Raw genomic sequence first — 19,707 nt, forward strand, 5'->3', positions numbered from 1 at the left:
GCGTTACTTCTCTCGATTCTGCTTCGAACAAACTTACTTCGGAAGCATAGACTTAAGTTTTGCGAGCATAATCTCCCTCCAAACGTATCTTAGCTAGTATAGCATTTCTTACCCGTTCAGCGCCAAACTGCCGTTCAACTCTCTATAGCAGCAGGGGGAGTCCGGCAAAAACAATCCAGCGCATGGTCATCCACCATCCCGGACGCCTGCATAAAAGCGTAACAGATCGTCGAGCCGACGAACTTCATCCCCTTGCGCTTGAGCGCCTTGCTCATCTGATCGGACTGAGGGGTCGTCGCGGGAACCTCGGCTCTGTTCTTCCAGTGATTCACCACCGGCGTCCCGCCGACGAAGCTCCACAAATAACCGGCAAAGCCGCCCTCTTCCTCGCGGCAGATCTGCTGATACACCTGTGCATTGGTAATCACGCCCTTAATCTTCAGACGGTTGCGGACAATTCCCGCATTTTGCATCAGCTCTTCGACTTTGTCCTCCCCATACAGCACGATCTTCTCCGGATCAAAGCCGTCAAAAGCCTCGCGGAAGCCCTCCCGCTTCTTCAGAACCGTATACCAGCTCAGCCCGGCCTGCATCCCCTCCAGCATCAGCAGCTCGAACAGCTTCAGGCCATCAACCAGCGGCTTGCCCCACTCTTCATCATGATAAGCTATGTATACCGGGTCCGTGTTCACCCAATCGCAGCGCTTTACATCCACCGTGCCTCTCTCCTCTGCCGTATGATCCTTCGGCTAAACATCAGCCGTATCTATTAACTGTATACGAAAAAAAGAGAAGAACACAAGGTTCTTCCCGTAAAATAATGTTGCTATTGTCCTTGCAGCTGTACCCGTGTCTCTTTGTCCGGTGCATTTGTTGTGTAATAGAACATATATATTGAAGCTTCTTTTCCCTTGAAATCCTTGTACTTATTAATACTATGGTTATTTCCGTCTCCTCTGAACTTAGTGGTTACAATGCTGCTGATGAGCCGGTCTTTGCCTTTACCGATGTAGGTCTGATTCACACCGCCAAAATTCGGATCATCACTCTTCGTCTCCACATAGAGGTCTGCCCCCTGCATATAATAGGTCCACTGCACCGGATACCCGCCGGTTTGCCGGATTAGTGTCTGCTTCTCGCCAGAGATGTTCTTTAATTCAAGCGGCGCCTTGTCATCCTCATGCACTGTAACTTTATATTTCCCCTCAAGCGTCATTGGTGTGTCTTTGGTAATCTCAAGATTTGCCGGCCGCTCGAAGCGCAGTGTCATCAGCTTACGGTCCTCAGAGCCTGTATACCATAATCCGCCATCCAGCTTCTGACCATTCACCTCAAGAGTATAATTAACATACGGCAAATCAGGGAACGGCTCCGTATTACTCCGCACAGCCACTCGGATCTGCGTCGGTGTTACCACCATCTGCTCAATCATGTTCAACGAGTCTCCGGCCTCCAGTGGCAGATTCAGGGCTGTCTTCATCGTCGCACCAGCCATTTGCTTCTTGCTCAGCTCGAAATCGAACGTCCACGGACCATCAATATTGCGTTCAAGCTTGGTGTAACTGAGTTTATACGTGGTTTCATCCTTCGGCACATCAGCAGGCTTGTAGTACTCAAGGGAAGTATATTCTCCGTTATCTCCCGGTTTGCCCATTACGCTTCCCTGAGATTTCTTAACAAGCTGCCCATCCCGGTACGCCATAATTTGCGGGGACGCCAGCCTTCTCGCTTCAGGATCGGAAAAAATAGTGTCTGTGGACAGCATCAGACGCTCATTCCCTTCCTTAAAGGGCTGCACGCCAAAGGACTCCAGTCCATCCCGGTTAACCGGGAAGCTCTGCCGCTCCGGCGAGTCCGTATCCAGCTTCAGGTCCACCTCCTGCTGGGAGTAGGACTGAATTCCTTTTGCGCTAAGGCTTACTTTGACTGTCTCCTGGTCCGGACTCCAGTCCGTCTCGAAATAACCGTTGTACCGCTGGTTCTTCTCATCCCACTGCTGATAGTTGGATTCCATGTCATTGCCGTTTCCTTTGGCATCCTTAAGGGACATTCCGTTCACATTCCACGTTCCGTTGCCCTTATCTCCACCGACATCCAGGCTGTACAGAATCACTGTCCGGTTCTCATCGGTGAGCGCCGTATGCAGCGTCAGGGTTACTCCATCCTTGGTGACCGTCTGGCCCAGCGGCTGGCCCAGGTTCTGGGACAGTGCAGCCTGAACACCGCTTCTATGGTTCAGCAGATTCCCCCAGTCATATTGCACAGCGGCATACACAGGAACAGCCACCAGTACTACGCTGAATGAGGCTGCGACAGTGATTTTTCGCCAGTTACGGTGGCGGACCGGGCTATTTGCTCCTGCACGGCTGCCGCCCTTGGAGGAAGCATATCCGGCCTGCTCCATCCGGCCCCACATTTGCTCGAAATCAGGGTAATTCAGCTCCTGATCCTCATTTAAGCGACGCTTTAACTGCGCTTCGGTTCTGTCCATATTCTTCGTCCTCCTTCGCTATGGGCTGAACGCCCGCTTCTTCGAGAATCCTCTTCATCATACGCAGTCCCTTGTGCTGTCTGGACTTCACGGTCCCCAGCGGGATGTCCAGCATCCGGCGGATGTCCTCCAGACTGAAATCATGCATATACCGCAGAGTCAGCACCACCCTGATCTTCGCCGGGAGCCGGGACATGTATCCCGCCCATTCCAGCTTCGTTTCCTTCTGCTCCACCAGCTTGTCTACCAGCGGCTGCGGATTCTCCCTGAACATATGGAGATGCGCCTTCAGCTTCTGCTGCAGGCTGTTCCTGCGCTTCAGATGATTCAGGCAGGTGTTGACGGTGATCTTCATAATCCAGGCCTTCAGATATTCAATGCCTTGCCACTCGCTGCGGAAGAGAGTGATGAATACCTCCTGACACAGATCCTCAGCATCGGCAGCATCATGCACCATATAATAGCAGGTGCGGTATACCTCCTTGTTGTAGGTCTGGAATAATTCCTTGTTATCCACTTAAGCATGGCCTCCCTTCTTGTTCGTTCTGCTTCTTATAACAAATCCGGGCGGTAAAAGGTTCATTTCTGCAGCATATCCAGCTCTATGTAATAAAAAAGCAGCATGTCCACCTGGTGTACACAGGCTACATACTGCTTACGATAGATTATACGGAATAAATGCTCAACTTCAGAGTAAGCACATCTTAGATAATGTTCATAACCTCGCGTGCCTGGTTGTCCAGCTCCTGCGCAGAGCTTGCGATCAGCGTGAACTCATTCAGAGCCACTTGAATCTGCTGCTGACTGAGCTGCACATTATCCTGCACCTGGTTCAGTCCAATGGATATTCTCCCGACCTCTTCTGTAATGGCCTGGACACTGTCCCGGACTTCGGTAATCTGATCCTGCACCATCGCGGACAGCTTTCTTACCTCTTTGGCCACCACATCGAATCCCCGGCCGAATTCTCCGGCATGTGCAGCCTCAATAGCTGCGTTCAGGGCAAGCAGATGGGTCTGGGAAGCAATATCACGGATGGTCTGCACTACGCCGCGGATCGCAGCCGCCTGCTTTTGCAGACTTAGCAGGGTTTCGGTATTCTCGCTCGACACCTCGGCAATCCTGTCAATACTCAGCAGCAGCTCCTGACTCCGCTCAATTCCTTTGTCCGCACGCTGATTAAGGCTATCCGCCATTCCCTGCATCAGCTCCACGACATGGCTCATGTTATTCTGTCTCTCCGTAATGTTGGTGGCCACCTTGGATACGCCGATGACATGGGTATCTGTCTCATCGAACACCGGCATATATGTAGCTTCCAGCCAGACCGAATTTCCCTCTGCGTCCATCCGTTCAATTTTGTCCTGGAAGCTCCGGCCAGCCATTAAATTCTGCCAGAACAACTCATAATCCGGACTGTTCACGAATGAAGGGAAGCACAGCTGGCTGTGCTGCATGCCGTACATATCCTCCGTTTTGTATTTCACTGACTGGGCAAAGAGCTCATTGACATAGGCGACACGACGGTCCAGGTCAAACCGGATCATGGCGAGATTCTTTTCCAAAGCTTTGACAACCAGTTCGTCTGTAACTGTCTGGTCTGCTAGATTTTCCATGTTGACTGCTCCCTATACATCTCAATTTTTAACTGATATGCGGACGATATTCTCTTATTTCTATATACTCCTATTAACGGCTGTTCAGGCTTTTTGGATGATATGTTTTTTTTAATTTCCTATCTTAATCCCCCATACGCTGTCCTTCCGGTATGCAGCCGCTTCTCGCAGCTCTGGAAGTCTAGTATCCTGCGGATAATGCCGCTCCAGATACAAGGCGAAGACCTGGCGCAGGCCGATCTCCTTGTCCAGCTTGTTGAATTCATTGGGGTGCTTTTCCATTTCGGCAATGGAAGCTTCCCAGCGTCCAAGATCTGCCGCCTCCGACTGCTCTGATTGGACCTTATCAGCGAGCATTCGTAACCCCCGGTAAGCTTGTTTCACTTTGGAGGAATAGACCTGTTTCTGGTTCAGAAAGGTTAAGAGTGCCACCAGCAGCGCCAGCCCCACCCACATTATCACTGTATCCACTTATGTATCCTCCCGGCTTCGCATATCACTCCATTATACACGCCACAACACAAAAATACCCCACTTACGCAGGGTATCGATAGCAACAATTCGCCTGTTCATCTCTTCTTGACTTTACTGAATTATTCCTTCTTCATGATCTCTCCCAGCTGCCGCTTGTCCGCCTCCCGGGAACGGTCCATGGCCTCTATATCATCCTGATCTGCTTCAGCCGCTGAGAATTCAACATCCTCGGCCTTCGCCTCATAGAGCATTTTCATTTTATCGGTTTTGGAAAAGATTTTCGAGTTCTCTCTGTCCATAGCTTGCCATCAGCCTCCAATGTATTATCTGATTCTTCAGCTTCAAATCATTCCGCCGGCTTCCTCAATCAGCGACATCGCCTGACCATGGACAGACGCATCGACAATAACCGTCAGCAGAATATTTCTGCCTGTCGGTCCGCCATCCCCGCCGTGGCTCATTCCGCTCCCGCTCGTATGCGCCGCAGCTAAGATACCCGTATGGTCACTGACTGCTGTCATCGAATCCATGCTTGCCAAATTGCCGGTAACCGGATTCACTCCCGGCTCCTGCCCGCTCCCCCCAAACCTGCTGAACCGGTCAATCGAAATCTCCTCTGCGCGCAGTGCCTGCAGCTTACGCGAGACCCCTTCCGCTTCTTCCGGGGTTTTGAAGTAGGCCAGTATACTTTTTTCAGACATCGGAATTCCCTGCTTTCTGCCTGGTATTCAGCGTTCAAGCTTACTTGGGTATTTTGGATTTCCGGACAGGAATTTATACATTTTCCATCTATATAAGATTTGAACTCGAAGCTTGGTCGTCGCTGCGGTGAACATTTGGACCTCCGGCCGCTGTTGTCTGCAGATTTCTTGATTTTATAATTTTTTGATGGTTGAAATCCGCAGACAAAGGCGGACGCTATCGCTCCTACAGTTCCAAATTCCCCCTCCGTTTCTTTTTGCTTTTCTTTAATTTTTTAGAGCTTCTTACTACCTAATTTCATGTCAGTATTTATGACGAAAATTGTTTATTGATCTGATATTTTGTAATTTTTTGTCTTTTTTCATTCTTTTTAAATTCACAATAATAAATATGTCATATAACTTTCCACTGAAATCGAAATAATTCTCAAAACCTTATAAATTTTGTGTGGATTTTACAAATAACCAGTGGTAAAATCTTCTTAATATTTTTCCTAGTAATCTTGACGGAAATAAACCGGATTAATAGAAAAGGAGAATCCGCCTACTGTCTGTAGCAGGAGAGATGTAAGCCAGAACCAACATCATATTGTGGAGGGGATTACATTTGGAGTGGACAAAATTACCTCGTAAACTATCATTACTAACTTTATCATTGGGTGTGGCTGCAAGTATGATTCCAGGCGCGGCATTCGCCGCCAGCAGCTTGAAGACCCCCGTATCAGGCAATCATCTTCCAGCCTTGATTCCAGCGAATCAGCCTTATATTTCTCCACAGATTAACACCAACTCCTCAAATCTTGTCCGGGTTATCGTTCAACTCAGCGGCCAGCCTGCTGCCGTCGGCAAATATGCTGCCAGACAAGGAATTACAGCGCTCGCCAATACAGCGACTGAAGCTGCGGTAAATAGACAGCAGGAAGAAGTATTGGATAAGGCTGAAGCCAAGAAGATTGACCTCACTGTCAATTACAAGTACGACACAATTCTGAACGGCTTTGAAGTCACCGTTCCGGCTAACAAAATCCCTGAGCTGGCGAAGATCTCCGGCGTGTCTTCCATTTATCCGAACAGCACCTGGTATGCTCTCCCTGATCAGACAGTAACCGAAGTGACTTACAGAAACGACAATGCTCCCCTGAAGCAGATTCATGCCGATTGGGCAGCCGACCACGGTTTCGACGGGACCGGACTGAAAGTCGGTGTAATCGACACCGGTGTTGACTACACGCATCCGGATATTGCTGCGGCTTATAAGGGCGGATATGACTCCTTCTATCAGGACAATGATCCCTATGAAGAAGTACCGCTGACTCCGGGGGAAGATAAAGAATATGGTGTAGGGTATGCAGGAACTTACCACGGTACGCATGTAGCCGGAACCATCATTGGTCAGTATGCAGCAACAGGCGATGTTGCTCAAAAGGGCGTAGCTCCGGGAGCAAAACTGTACGTCTATAAAGTATTGGGGCGCAATATTGATAAACCGGACACCTCCTCCGGATCTTCCGCTCAAGTCATTGATGGGATTGAACGTGCGGTGAAGGACAAAATGGATGTCATCAACCTGTCGCTCGGCTCCGATTCCGAGAAGGATGTCAACTCTCCGGATTCCATTGCGATTAATAATGCGGTTCTCTCTGGAGTGACTGCTGTCATTGCAAATGGGAATAACGGGGAAAATGGCCAATATTTCTCAATGGGTTCTCCAGCTGCTTCCCAATTGGCCATTTCAGTAGGTTCAGTGACCAGCCCTATTGACGCTTACTCCGGCGAATTCAAGGCGGAAATTGCAAACTCAGTAACTTCTGTTACTTACGATACCTACTTTCCATTCCATATGATGGCGTATGAGCTGGCAAATGATGATTTTGCCACTATCATTGGTACTAAACCAGTACGTGTTGTGTACGCTGATCTTGGAGCGAAAGAAGATTACCCTGCTGAAGACATCAGCGGTTCCATCGTATTGGTATCACGTGGTGAACTGGGCTTTGCAGATAAAATTGCGAATGCCAAAGAGCGTAAAGCTAGAGCAATCGTAATTTTCAACGGAAATGCCGAGGAAGTGGACGATGAGTTTCAAGCTATTCTAGACGAAGACTACAAAGATCGTAATGGTTTCATTGGCGTGAATCTAGGTAATAGTTACCAAAGTATACCTACATTTGACATCGAAGGCTCCAAGGGACGCAAGTTAGCCAGAGCAATTCTGGCAAATGGTGATAATCCAACATATTTCACCTTTGGTTCAGAATATAAACATGAAATGACAACTGGTGATACAATGAGTAATTTCTCATCGTTAGGACCGAACTTTGATGGTAATCTAAGCATCAAGCCGGACATTGTTGCTCCTGGTGACGGAGTCTTGTCTACATGGCCAGCTTATGGCAAAGGTCATCCGAAAACAGATTATTCCAAAGCATACAACCGTATTAGCGGCACCAGCATGGCTACACCTCATGTTGCAGGTTTGTCTTTGCTTATTAAACAAGCCCATCCGGACTATACACCATTCGATATCCGTGCGGCACTAGCCAATACCGCAGTAGGTCTAAAGGTTAACGGCCAACCACAAGATCTTTATCGTCAAGGTCCAGGACGCGCCAATGTAGAAGATGCAATTAACACTCCCGCACTGCTGCAGGCGTTTGAACCTATCTCCATTCTGGACAAGAACTTTGTGCCTCAGAACGTAATCAACTACAATCCATCCACAAGCTTTGGCACATTACTTCCAGGTTCTGAAGCTACGAAAGTCCTGCAATTGAAGAATATGAGTGATAGCACGCTCACCTATTCCGCTTCCGTAGAATGGAACTATGGTGATCCTAAGGTATCTGCGGCTCTCGACAAATCATCGGTAACTGCAGCCGCGAAAGGTGCCTCCACGTTCAACCTGAAGGTCACCGTTGCTGCTGATACTGAGCCACAAATGCTGCAAGGTAATATCGTACTGAAAGCAGACGGGCAGCCAACACTTCACTTGCCTTTTGCAATCAATGTAGATAAGACAACCGGACAACCTGATTGGGGCACAGGCATTCAGGAAGCTGCACTGAGCCAACCGATTGTCTACACTAATTCAAGTGCAGTATTGAACTACAAATTGAAGGCTGAAGATATTAACTACTATGAAGTTAATCTGATTGGGCTTGATGATATCAAGAAGGGCTCTTTCCAAGTATCCACGACCGGTGCGCCGGATAAGTTCTTCGAGCCTGGCAACTATAGTACGGTGATATCATCCACCTATCACCCATATGACCATAATGGTGATCCAATCCTGGATGCTAGCGGCAACCCGGCAGTTGCCAGCCTGACCGATGGGGTCTACAAGCTTGAGATTCTTGGAATCAAAGCCAAAGATAACACCAAGACTCCGATCAAAATTGATTATAATAAGGATTCTTACTACAGCACCTACACCTCATTCCGCTTTATTACTGTCTCTGGCAGTGGAAACAATGGTGGCGGCGGTGGTGGAGGTGGCGGCACAGTAGTAACGCCAACACCTGTAGTAGTTCCAGCTCCTGTGAAGTCCCTTGTTGAAGAAGGGGTTCAACAGGTAACGGTAACACCTCTAACTGCATCGAAGGATGGTGTAACGACAGTAACCGTCAGCGACAGCGATCTGAAGGCCGCTCTGGCCAAAGCAGCTGCTGCCAAGACAGCCGTTGTCATCTCCGTCAGCAGTATCGCTGATAAGTCTGCTGAACTGAGCCTGACCGCAGAGCAGTTGAAATTACTCGCAGGTATGCCAGCAGGCAGCACCGTTATTGTAAATATTGCCGGATCTGCTGTATCTCTGCCTGTATCCTTACTTGCGGCTTCCCCTGCGGGCCAGAGCTTGAAGCTAGTAATCAAGCAAGAGCCGGATGCAGCCGGCAAGCTGATTGCAGGTACTCCGGGTGCCAAGATCATTGGAACCCCGGTATCTTATGAAGCTTCATGGACTACAGCTACAGGCAGCACTTACTTGAATGTTCCAACCAACGTGTTCATCAAGCGCACCTTCACTGTACCAGGCAAGATTGAATCGAAGACTGCTGGTGTGCTGTTTGAAAAAGACGGATTGGTGACTCCGGTTGCTTCGGTCTTCACACCACAAGCCGATGGAACAACCCTTGTGACCGTAAGCCGTCCAGGCTTCTCCGTGTATGCAGCAGTCAGCAAACCGGCAGCAGCCTTCACAGACATCGCTAATTCCAAATCAGCTGTTGCCATCCAGACACTGGCTGACAAGCTGATTATCCAAGGAACTTCGGCAACTACTTTTGCACCGCAGAGCAACCTGACCCGCGCCGAGTTCACAGCCCTCTTGACCCGTGCACTGGGTCTGCGTACCGATGCCAGCGTAACCTTCTCCGATGTGAAATCAACGGACTGGTACGCTAAGGATGTCGCCGCAGCTTCCAAGGCCGGTCTGATTCTGGGTATCGGAGGCGGCAAGTTTGCACCTACGCAAAAAGTAACCCGCCAAGAGCTCGCTGTCATTCTGGACAGAGCAGTGAAACTGACAGGCACTGAGCTGAAGGCTGTTGCTAATCCTTCGTTCACAACTTACTCCGACAGCGCTAAGGTAGCCCCTTACGCCAAGGACAGTCTGCTAGCCCTGACCAAAGCCGGCGTCTTCGCCAGCGAATCAGGAATTGCCTTCAATCCAACAGCTCCGGCAACCCGTGAGACAGCAGCCGCTGCACTCTATGAATTGCTGAGCAAGAGCGGTTTGATTCAGTAGTAGACTAAACTTAAGAGGCTGTCCCAGTAGTCATTACTTGACTACTCGGGACAGCCTTTATTTGTTTGGTTAAGAACCGTTTGAGCACTTGAACAGACGCTGCTGACATAACCGTACACTACCTCTGATTGCATTTACTACATTAGATTCCCCTTTAATTCATCCTAATAGATATTCTGTTGTATTTTATACATTTGATTCTTTGATTTCCGCTTGAAAATGCACATTCGGAGAATTTTTACTGTATGATATACAACAGATTCTCTTTTTGGTGAATTTTAGAAGCTTTCTGTTGTTGCAAATACAATAGAATCATTAATACAATTAACAACCAACAAAAAACAGCGCCCCGCCTCCACTTGAACTGTGACCCGATTTGAGGACGGTTTAAAAGAAACACCCTAGAGCTAGCTCGCTAGGAGATGACTCCTGAATTCGTCAGGAGTCATCTTTTTTAATGTCCATTGGTATCGCTCGGAGTTATAGTAGGCAATATATTCCGAAACACGAGCCCTGACTTCCGTAAGATTCTGACAATCTCGAACGCTCATTTCATCTTTCATATGCCCAAAGAATGACTCCATCGATGCATTATCCCAACAGTTCCCTTTACGGGACATGGACTGTTGAAAACCTGCCTGCTCAATGAGAAGACGAGTTTTAGGATGCGTGTAGTGCATGCCCTGATCGGAGTGGAAAATGGCTTCTGGATGAAGGTTTCCATCCAGCCGTTCCAGCAGGCGCCGAATCGTCTTTTCAACGAGTGGTAACTCTAGTGTCCCTGCTACACAGTCGGCAAGAATTTGTCTCGTTGCTCCATCTTTTATGCACGAAAGATAAGCCCACTGTCCGTTTCCGTACCGCAGATACGTGATATCGGTTAGAAAGACTTTCTCCGGCTCGTTCTGGTCAAATTGGCGTTTCAGTAAGTTTGCACAGGTCTGATGCTCCTGCGTAGCCTTTGCCATCTTACGGTACGGGTTAGCTTGCCGTATGGCCGCGACAAGGTTAAACTTACGCATTAATCGGCGAATCTTCTTGTGGTTCATGGTGACCCCGCTGAGGTGCTCCAAACGCATCTTAATCACCAAAGCGCCAGCTCTTCCTTGTAATGCGTCGAAGTGTTGCTTAATAAGAACAAGGTCACGTTCGTCGTCGGCTGTACGAAGTTGGCGTCTTTGCTCGGAGCCCAGCCATCTGTAATAGCCACTGGTGCTCACGGCGGCGACTTCACAGAAATAACGCGTCATGCGGCTGAGTCCATGGGCTCTCAGGGTGTAATAAATGATCTCGTAGCGCTCCGAAGGTGTTAAGGTCTTCCTTTGTTCCGTTCGAGCGCTTCGAGCTTTTTTAGAAAGTCGACCTCAGCTTCTAGTAATTTGATCTTCGCCTTTGCGCGCTTCAGTTCTTCGTCAGCAGACAAGGGACTTGCAGGCTTTCGCCCAGCGCTGCCTTTGCCACGCCGTTCTTCCAGTAGTCCCAGTTCACCATATTTAGCAAAGCTATCTCTCCAGCGTTTCAAACTATGCTTTGGTTTTTTAGAACCGATGAGATCCAGGTCAAAGCCCGCCCTAAGAAATATTTCTGACGGGGGTGTCCCCTCGTTGTAGGCCTTCACTGCCGCCAACTTAAACTCAGCAGTATACGAAATATTCGTCTCGGATACTCGCTGAACATTTGGATTCTTCTCTAATCTTCTGATGATATCTTCCGTAAATAGGGTTCGATTTAAGTTTCCCACAGCCTTATCCCGCTCCTTTTCCAATATTCTGATTAAAACACAAAAGACCCACAAGATGGTCACTTTTTTCAAAGTGTCTTTCTTGTGGGTCACAGTTCAACTAATGGAGATGGGGCGTTATTTTACAAGCTCTTCCATTCATATTTCACATTACCTAAAAGTTCAGTCTCCCCGGAACGCCCGCTTCACGCGGTCGAAGAAAGACTGCTCCTGCTCATGCGTGTTCTCTCCGTTGTGGGAGGCGAACTGGCGGAGCAGGTCCTTCTGCTCATCGCTGAGCTTGCTAGGCGTAACGACGATAACGCGGACATGCTGATCACCGACGCCGTTGCCGCGAAGGTGCGGAACCCCTTTGCCTTTGAGGCGGAAGAAGGTGCCGGTCTGGGTGCCTGCCGGGATCTTGAGCTTCACCTTCTCGGTCAGCGTTGGGATCTCAATCTCGTCACCAAGCGCAGCCTGAGCGAACGTCAAGGGAACCTCGCACATAATATCGTTGTTCTCGCGCTCGAAGAAATCATGATTCTTCACACGGATTACAATGTACAGATCTCCGGCCGGGCCGCCGCGTGTGCCGCCTTCGCCTTCACCGGTCATGCGCAGCTGTGCGCCGTCATCGACACCGGCAGGGATACGCACATGGATCTTGCGCTGTCTCTTCACCTTACCCTGGCCTGCGCAGGTGGTGCATTTTTCTTTAATGATTTTGCCTGTGCCGCTGCAATGGGAGCAGGGACGGCGGTTACGCATCTGTCCAAGCGGTGTATTCTGTACGAATTCCTGCTGCCCGCTGCCATGGCAGACGGAACAGGTCTCAGGCTTCGTACCGGGCTTGGCTCCGGAGCCAAAGCAGGTATCGCAGGTCTCCGTGCGCGGAATGGTAATATCGGTCTCTTTGCCGAACACCGCTTCCTTGAACTCAATGGTCATCGTATACTGCAAGTCGCCGCCGCGCTGTGGTGCATTCGGATCACGCCGTCCACCGCCGCCGCCGAAGAACATATCGAAGATATCACCAAGACCGCCGAAATCTCCGCCACCGCCGCCAAAGCCGCCGCCCATTCCCTGATTAGGGTCAATATGCCCATATTGGTCATACCGCGCCCGTTGTTGCCCGTCACTCAGGACATCGTAGGCTTCTTTAACCTCTTTGAACTTAGCCTCAGCATCACTGGCCTTATTCACATCGGGATGGTATTGGCGCGCAAGCTTGCGGTAAGCCTTCTTCACTTCGTCTTCTGAAGCATCTCTTCCGAGGCCCAGAACCTCATAATAATCACGTTTATCTGCCACTGCTTTCACCTCCGTACATCGTTAATTTCCCCTATATACATGGTAAAAGGAAAGCCAAAACACGGGATGCCCCGGTCTTGACCTTCCCTCTCACCACATTAGAACTTATCGTCTAAGGTTACCCTTGATTCTTCTCATCGTCAACCACTTCGTAATCCGCATCTACCACATTATCCTTCTTGGCATTGCCTTCAGAAGCATCCTGACCCGCTTCAGCACCCTGCTGTTCCTGTGCAGCCTGCTCATACAGCTTCACGGACAACTGCTGTACAATCTCATTCAGCGCCTCTGTAGCGGCAGTAATTTCTTCCAGGTTGTCGGTTTCAAGTGCAGCCTTCACCTTATCCTTGGCTTCATTGGCTTTGTCGATCTCGGAAGCATCGACCTTGTCGCCCAGATCCTTGATTACTTTATCTGTGGAGTATACGAGCTGGTCAGCACCGTTCTTGGCTTCAACCAGTTCTTTACGCTTGCGGTCTTCCTCAGCGTGCAGCTCAGCATCCTTCATCATCTGTTCCACTTCTGCGTCACTCAGACCGCTGGAAGAAGTAATGGTGATCTTCTGGCTCTTGTTGGTACCTTTATCTGTAGCAGAGACATTAACGATACCGTTGGCATCGATGTCGAAGGTAACTTCGATCTGCGGTACGCCGCGCGGTGCCGGTGGAATCTCGTTCAGCATGAAGCGTCCCAGCGTCTTGTTGCCGTTCGCCATCTCGCGTTCACCCTGCAATACGTGGATTTCCACGCTAGGCTGGCTGTCTGCGAAGGTCGAGAACACCTGCGATTTGCTTGTAGGGATCGTAGTGTTGCGCTCAATCATCTTCGTGAACACGCCGCCTGCAGTTTCAATACCGAGGGACAGCGGAGTTACGTCGAGCAAGACTACGTCTTTTACATCACCAGTCAGTACGCCCGCTTGAACAGCAGCACCCAGGGCTACTACTTCATCCGGGTTAACACCTTTGTGCGGATCTTTGCCTGTAAGCTTCTTAATCGCATCCTGTACGGCAGGAATACGAGTCGATCCGCCGACCAGTACGATTCTGTTCAGGTCCGCAGGCGTCATACCAGCATCCTTCAGCGCTTGACGGGTAGGTCCCAGTGTGCGCTCAACCAGACTTGCAGTCAATTCGTCGAACTTGGCACGGGTCAGGTTGATCTCCAAGTGCTGAGGCACTCCGTCAACTACCGTGATGAACGGAAGCGATACTGTAGTTGTGAGTACGCCGGACAGCTCTTTCTTCGCTTTTTCCGCAGCATCTTTCAGACGTTGAACCGCCGCTTTGTCCTTGCTCAGATCAATGCCTTGCTCTTTCTTGAATTCAGCTACGAGATAATCCATAACCAGTTGGTCAAAATCATCTCCGCCCAGACGGTTGTCACCGCTGGTGGCCTTTACTTCAAAGAAGCCGTCGCCCAGCTCAAGGATGGATACGTCGAAAGTACCGCCGCCAAGGTCATAGACCAGGATGGTGTGATCTTCGGATTTCTCCAGACCGTAAGCAAGAGCAGCTGCTGTTGGCTCATTGACGATACGCAGCACTTCAAGGCCGGCAATTTTACCTGCATCCTTGGTAGCCTGACGCTGGCTGTCATTGAAATAAGCAGGAACTGTAATAACCGCTTGGGTTACCGTCTGGCCCAGATAAGCTTCAGCATCGGATTTCAGCTTCTGAAGAATCATTGCCGAGATTTCCTGTGCAGAATAGTCCTTGCCGTCAATGCTTTCTTTGTGGCCTGTACCCATGTGGCGTTTGATCGAAGCGATCGTACGGTCCGGGTTCGTAATGGCCTGGCGTTTTGCCGTTTCACCGACGATGCGCTCGCCGTCTTTCTTGAAGCCTACAACCGATGGGGTTGTACGCGCGCCTTCCGGATTCGGGATAACGACGGCTTCGCCGCCTTCCATAACCGCAACGCAAGAGTTCGTGGTTCCTAAGTCAATACCGATAACTTTACTCACTGTAATGTGCCTCCTCAGAAATAATGTGAAGCCCGGGGCTTCATCCATTTATATTATTGTGGAAATTAATTTCACAAGCTCTACCCGCTTATCTTATATAGAACAGAACTACATGCTGACTTTGACCATGGCCGGACGAAGAACCTTATCCTTCAGGAGATAGCCCTTCTGGACCTCCTCCGTCACGATGCCTTCCTCGTGCTCCTCGCTCTCCACCTGCATGATCGCCTGATGATATTCAGGGTTAAAAGGCTGTCCTACCACTTCCATAGCTGTAAGCCCTTCAGACTTAAGGACTCCCTCCAGCTGACGGAAAATCATATTCACGCCTTTGATGAACGCTTCAGCGTCTGCACCTGCTGCAGGTGTCGCCAGTGCGCGTTCGAAGTTATCCATTACCGGAAGCAGTTCGGTTACAAGCTTAGACGTTGCGTACTGTGCCAGCTCTTCCTTTTCTTTCTGGGTCCGGCGGCGGAAGTTATCGAAATCAGCCTGCACACGCAAGGTGCGCGCCTGATGCTCATCTGCCAGCTCCTGCAGCTTTCTGTATTCCTCATTGCCTGAAGCCGCCTCGCCGGCCTCTTCAGCCGTGAATGAACCGCTATCTGCTGTGGTATCAGCCTCTTCAGTCGCGTGATTCTCATTCACCGAGGGATCATTCTTCTCATTCATTTCCTGAACCTCTTCCTCTTTCAAGTTGTCTTCACCTCCTTAATATCATTCACATGGACTAGTATACTCTGTTCACTTATACCAGTGTGCCAGCATCGCTGTCAAATCCCGGGACAAAATCCCCAGAATACCCATTACACGTGCGTACTCCATACGGGTAGGACCCAGGATACCGATGCTCCCCAGCGGCTTGCCGTCCAGGGAATAGGTGGCGGTAATCAGACTGCAGTTGGCAAAAGCCTCATGCTTATTCTCTGTACCGATACGCACCTGCATTCCTGCTCCGCTGCTGGCCGGGGTGAGCATTTTGAGCAGCGTGGGCGTCTCCTCCAGCAGATCGAGAATCGTCTTCACCTTGTCGACGTCCTTGAACTCCGGCTGGGTCAGCATATTCGTGGCTCCGCTTAAGTAAATCCGCTGATCTTGGTCGCTCTCAAGCGCCTTATCCAGCACCTGCATTAATTCTTCATAATGGGAGATGTGGCGCTGCATTTCTTCGCCCAGCTCGGAATAGAGCTGACTCTTCAGCTTGTAGAGCGGTACATTGACCAGCTTGCTATTCAGCAGATTCACGACCTTCTCCATCTCGGACACAGATATCTCCGGAGGAAGACTCACGGTTCGGTTCTCTACCTGCCCTGTGCTGGTAACGATAATCGCCACAGCGGTCTTGTCATCGAGCGGAAGCAGCTGGAAATGGCGCAATGAAGTATGAAAAACTTCCGGTCCCAACAGGATGGAAGTATAATTCGTCATATTGGACAGGACCATTGCCGCATGTTGGATAACCTGCTCTGTAGCATTCAGCTTCTCGGCGAAAAAAGCGCGGATCGTGCCCAGTTCGGCCGTTTCGGCGGAATTCCACGGTACCAGATGATCCACATAATAGCGGTAGCCCTTATGGGACGGGATTCTCCCTGCCGACGTATGAGGTTGCTCCAGATAACCCAGATCCTCCAGATCGGCCATTTCGTTGCGGATCGTGGCTGGACTGTAGCCCACATCCCCGCGTTTCGAGATACTGCGTGAGCCCACCGGCTCAGCAGAAGAAATATAGTCATCGACAATGGCATTCAGTATCATTCTCTGGCGTTCAGTTAACATGTCATTCCCTCCTACCCGGCTGTGGCTCCGATTCGTTAGCACTCTAGTGAGATGAGTGCTAACCACTAATACAAAAATACCAAACTGACCTCGGCATTGTCAAGTGAGTTCAGCAACTTGATTGCGCCTATTTTAGACAAAGCAAGATTTTGGATATTTCACCGCAACCATTTCCCTGACGATGCCGTCCAATACTCAGGGAGTGATAAAAATGCGTTTAAAGAAAACTACATTATGGGCTATAATCGCAGGCCTCTTAACTGCACTGGCACTTACGGGCTGTACCGGTAAAATCTTACCGGTCGAGTGCATCGATGTGGATGCGAATTATGTATCCCTCCTGCAATGGGACGGAGTCATGTACTACGATAATACCAATCCTAACCCCGCCCCACTGGACAAAGGCAAGGAGATCGGCAAAATCACCTACAGCAAATCCGAACAGAAGTGTCCGCGCGCTGAGCTGCAGGATGGAGATGCGACAAATCTTAAGACAGGCACACTGCTCTACGAGGTAGAGGGCTATAAGACATCGGCGCGACTCTGGGCGGGGGACCGGCTATATCTGGCGTCCAGCAATCCGGCAGCCAGAACCCTTAACGATCTGCTGGATATCGAGGGCAAAATACAAACTGTCCGTTTTGTGAGCGGCAATGACGGTTCTGACCTGATGGACTTCACCCCGGAGGCCAACGCCGTATTCATCCGTGAATTCCCCAAGCTAACATACCTCCCGTTCGAGGAGCTGTCCAAGCAGACCAAGAGCTGGGTGGGGGACAAATACTGGATGGAGATTGAGATGACGGACGGGTCCAGCGTTAGAGTTACTTATAATACGATGTTCCCTTCGTTTCACCCTTCTGCGTATGCCACGCCGAAGCTTGCGGAACTTGTAGAGCAGCAGCGCAAGCTTATCTATGCACAATAATACGGAAGCTGTATTAAAAAACCACTGTCACCCTGAAGCATCAGCTTCCCGGGAGAACAGTGGTTTCTTATTATATAGTTTACCGTGGGGCTATGGCCCGCCGGATTAGTCCAGTCTCTTCAGCACGGCGATCTCATCGCAGGCATGCTGCTTCTTGCAGTTCACACAATCGGTCCAGACCTTCTCGGGGAAAATCTCCTTCTGCACCACATCAAAGCCATTACGGAGGAAGAAGTCCACAGCATAGGTCAGCGCCATAATCTTCGGGATTCGCTGGCGTCTGGCTTCTTCAACCAGCTTCTCCAGGATCATCGAGCCCACGCCCTTGCCCTTGCCTTCATCACGCAGCCCGATGGAACGTACCTCAACAAGGTCACTACCGAGCCGGAACAAGGAACCGCAGCCGACAAACTTGCCGCCAATCTCGGCAATTACGAACTGGTCGATCTGGCGGGTCAGTGCTTGCCTTGAACGGGGCAGCATAATCCCCTGCCTGGCATACTCCTCTATCATCAGATACAGCGGCTCTACATCCTCCACCGTAGCATTTCTGCATATCACTTGCTGCTCTCCCGCTGGAGAAGCCTTTTGGAAATGATCCGTTTTGACAAGCACCTTGACTCACCCCTTGTTGTTAATATGAATAAATATACAACACAGTGAATTACAATTCAAGGGGTATTTCAAAATTAAACCTCTGTCAAAGCACCGACAAATTCCCCGAAAACATCGTTGCCAAACAGGATTCCCTGCTTGCTCAGGCAATAGTTGTCCCCGGACTGCTCCAGCAGCCCGGCCTTCAACATTTTATGCAGCGGCCTTGCAAAAACAGCCTCCAGCGGCTTTCCGAATTGCGAACGGAACGCCTTATCCGATACTCCTTCGCGCATCCGCAGGCCGACCATCATGAAATCCTCCATCGCCTCCTGCTCGGAGATCTCAAAGCTGTCCAGACGCGGCAGCCCGCTGCGCGAAGCCTCGTTATACGGGTTCACGCCCTTGATATTCATGTGCCGCTGCCGGCCCACATATCCATGCGCCCCTGCGCCCAGTCCGTAATAATCCTCGTTGCGCCAGTACGTGATATTGTGGCGGCTCTCCAGCCCCGGCTTGGCAAAATTACTAATCTCATACTGCGTATACCCTGCGGCCTCCATAGTAGACATAAGCAGCAAATACATCGCCAGCTCATCCTCTTCATTCGGCAGCGGAAGCTTGTTCTTGTTGAACAGGGTGTGGAACAGCGTATTCTCCTCCACCTTCAGGCTGTAGATGGAATAATGGGGAAGATCCAGCGCCAGCGCCTTGTCAATGCTCTCTCTGAGCATATCCACCGTCTGGTTCGGCAGGCCGAACATCAGATCCAGCGACAGGTTATCCAGCCCGACCGCACGGGCATTCTCCAGACTGCGGTATACGTCGTTCACATCATGAATCCGGCCGATTCCGCTCAGCAGTTCATTCTGAAACGCCTGCACCCCGAAGCTGACACGGTTGACGCCGCCTTCCTTCATGACTCTGAGCTTGTCGATATCGGTTGTGCCGGGGTTAGCCTCCATTGAGAATTCAATGTGCTCATCCCACTGCGGGAAATGCCTGCGGACCGATTCCAGGAAATAAGCCATCTCATCAGGCTTGAGTACAGTAGGCGTACCCCCGCCGACAAAAATCGTCTTGATCACACCCGGAGGCGTGTGTTGCACGGTCAGTTCCATCTCACGGTCAAGCGCATGGAGGTAGTCCATCACCGGCTGGTCCTTCAGCACATAAGAATTGAAATCACAATAGAAGCATTTATTGGTGCAGAACGGGATGTGAATATATACGGCCTCAGGGGGACGGCCATGGTGTGCAGTGTTCTTAGCTGTGTTCATTAGCTGTCTCCTTTGTTCTATTAATATACAGGCCTGCCACAGCACCTGCTGCTGAAAAGCAAGAAGAAACGGCTGCACCGCCCTGCGTAGGACGGCACCCGTTTCT

General features: G+C 50.2%; 16 protein-coding genes. 2 read left to right on the forward strand and 14 right to left on the reverse strand.

The features are described from left to right. Positions 1 to 134: 134 nt before the first annotated feature. The 7 genes from MKZ07_RS15305 to MKZ07_RS15335 form a co-directional block, all read right to left on the reverse strand. Complete coding sequence (locus MKZ07_RS15305) at positions 135 to 716, reverse strand: DNA-3-methyladenine glycosylase I (protein WP_036700533.1); 582 nt, start codon at positions 714 to 716, stop codon at positions 135 to 137. A 110-nt stretch (positions 717 to 826) separates the two neighbouring features. Then, a complete protein-coding gene (locus MKZ07_RS15310; RefSeq protein ID WP_036700531.1) occupies positions 827 to 2,491 on the reverse strand; it encodes a DUF4179 domain-containing protein in 1,665 nt (554 codons plus the stop codon). Next, the gene (locus MKZ07_RS15315; protein ID WP_036700529.1) at positions 2,451 to 3,008 is read right to left on the reverse strand and encodes an RNA polymerase sigma factor; all 558 of its coding nucleotides are present in this window, start codon (positions 3,006 to 3,008) and stop codon (positions 2,451 to 2,453) included. Before MKZ07_RS15315 ends, MKZ07_RS15310 begins: the two co-directional genes overlap by 41 nt. A 187-nt stretch (positions 3,009 to 3,195) precedes the next feature. Then, positions 3,196 to 4,107 (reverse strand): methyl-accepting chemotaxis protein, encoded by a 912-nt coding sequence (locus MKZ07_RS15320; RefSeq protein WP_036700527.1) that lies wholly within the window; start codon positions 4,105 to 4,107, stop codon positions 3,196 to 3,198. Positions 4,108 to 4,218: 111 nt separating this feature from the next. Then, positions 4,219 to 4,578 (reverse strand): hypothetical protein, encoded by a 360-nt coding sequence (locus MKZ07_RS15325; protein ID WP_036700525.1) that lies wholly within the window; start codon positions 4,576 to 4,578, stop codon positions 4,219 to 4,221. Between the two features lie 122 nt (positions 4,579 to 4,700). Beyond that, positions 4,701 to 4,880: a YfhD family protein gene (locus MKZ07_RS15330; protein WP_076154204.1), complete on the reverse strand. Its 180-nt coding sequence runs from the start codon at positions 4,878 to 4,880 to the stop codon at positions 4,701 to 4,703. A 42-nt stretch (positions 4,881 to 4,922) separates the two neighbouring features. Then, entirely contained in the window at positions 4,923 to 5,282 is a 360-nt protein-coding gene (locus tag MKZ07_RS15335; RefSeq protein WP_036700522.1) for a hypothetical protein, read from the reverse strand. Positions 5,283 to 5,955: 673 nt separating this feature from the next. Here MKZ07_RS15335 and MKZ07_RS15340 point away from each other — a divergent pair. Beyond that, entirely contained in the window at positions 5,956 to 10,026 is a 4,071-nt protein-coding gene (locus MKZ07_RS15340) for a S8 family serine peptidase (RefSeq protein WP_341026407.1), read from the forward strand. Positions 10,027 to 10,433: 407 nt separating this feature from the next. Here MKZ07_RS15340 and MKZ07_RS15345 read toward each other — a convergent pair. The 5 genes from MKZ07_RS15345 to hrcA all read right to left on the reverse strand — a co-directional run bounded on the left by MKZ07_RS15345 (position 10,434) and on the right by hrcA (position 16,799). Continuing rightward, positions 10,434 to 11,767, reverse strand: a protein-coding gene (locus MKZ07_RS15345) for an IS3 family transposase (protein WP_442792484.1) whose coding sequence is annotated in 2 segments (ribosomal slippage) — positions 10,434 to 11,386 and positions 11,386 to 11,767 — 1,335 coding nt in all. Because the reading frame shifts where the segments join, the coding sequence is not laid out codon by codon here. 162 nt (positions 11,768 to 11,929) lie between these two features. Then, complete coding sequence (gene dnaJ / locus MKZ07_RS15355; RefSeq protein ID WP_036690440.1) at positions 11,930 to 13,057, reverse strand: molecular chaperone DnaJ; 1,128 nt, start codon at positions 13,055 to 13,057, stop codon at positions 11,930 to 11,932. Between the two features lie 118 nt (positions 13,058 to 13,175). Further along, a complete protein-coding gene (gene dnaK / locus MKZ07_RS15360; protein ID WP_036690442.1) occupies positions 13,176 to 15,023 on the reverse strand; it encodes a molecular chaperone DnaK in 1,848 nt (615 codons plus the stop codon). Between the two features lie 108 nt (positions 15,024 to 15,131). After that, entirely contained in the window at positions 15,132 to 15,719 is a 588-nt protein-coding gene (gene grpE / locus MKZ07_RS15365) for a nucleotide exchange factor GrpE (protein WP_341026409.1), read from the reverse strand. 48 nt (positions 15,720 to 15,767) lie between these two features. Further along, positions 15,768 to 16,799, reverse strand: a complete 1,032-nt coding sequence (gene hrcA / locus MKZ07_RS15370; RefSeq protein WP_341026410.1) for a heat-inducible transcriptional repressor HrcA — start codon at positions 16,797 to 16,799, stop codon at positions 15,768 to 15,770. A gap of 211 nt (positions 16,800 to 17,010) precedes the next feature. Between hrcA and MKZ07_RS15375 the strand changes: the two genes are divergently transcribed. Then, positions 17,011 to 17,727: a hypothetical protein gene (locus MKZ07_RS15375; protein ID WP_341026411.1), complete on the forward strand. Its 717-nt coding sequence runs from the start codon at positions 17,011 to 17,013 to the stop codon at positions 17,725 to 17,727. A 105-nt stretch (positions 17,728 to 17,832) separates the two neighbouring features. Here the strand turns inward: MKZ07_RS15375 and MKZ07_RS15380 are convergent, their stop codons facing one another. Both MKZ07_RS15380 and hemW read right to left on the reverse strand, forming a co-directional pair. Beyond that, positions 17,833 to 18,342, reverse strand: coding sequence for an N-acetyltransferase (locus tag MKZ07_RS15380; RefSeq protein WP_341026413.1), 510 nt, complete (start codon positions 18,340 to 18,342; stop codon positions 17,833 to 17,835). 74 nt (positions 18,343 to 18,416) lie between these two features. After that, positions 18,417 to 19,601: a radical SAM family heme chaperone HemW gene (gene hemW / locus MKZ07_RS15385; protein WP_341026414.1), complete on the reverse strand. Its 1,185-nt coding sequence runs from the start codon at positions 19,599 to 19,601 to the stop codon at positions 18,417 to 18,419. Positions 19,602 to 19,707: the final 106 nt, after the last annotated feature.

Source organism: Paenibacillus sp. FSL P4-0338 (genome assembly GCF_038002365.1).
GTDB lineage: Bacteria > Bacillota > Bacilli > Paenibacillales > Paenibacillaceae > Paenibacillus_AQ.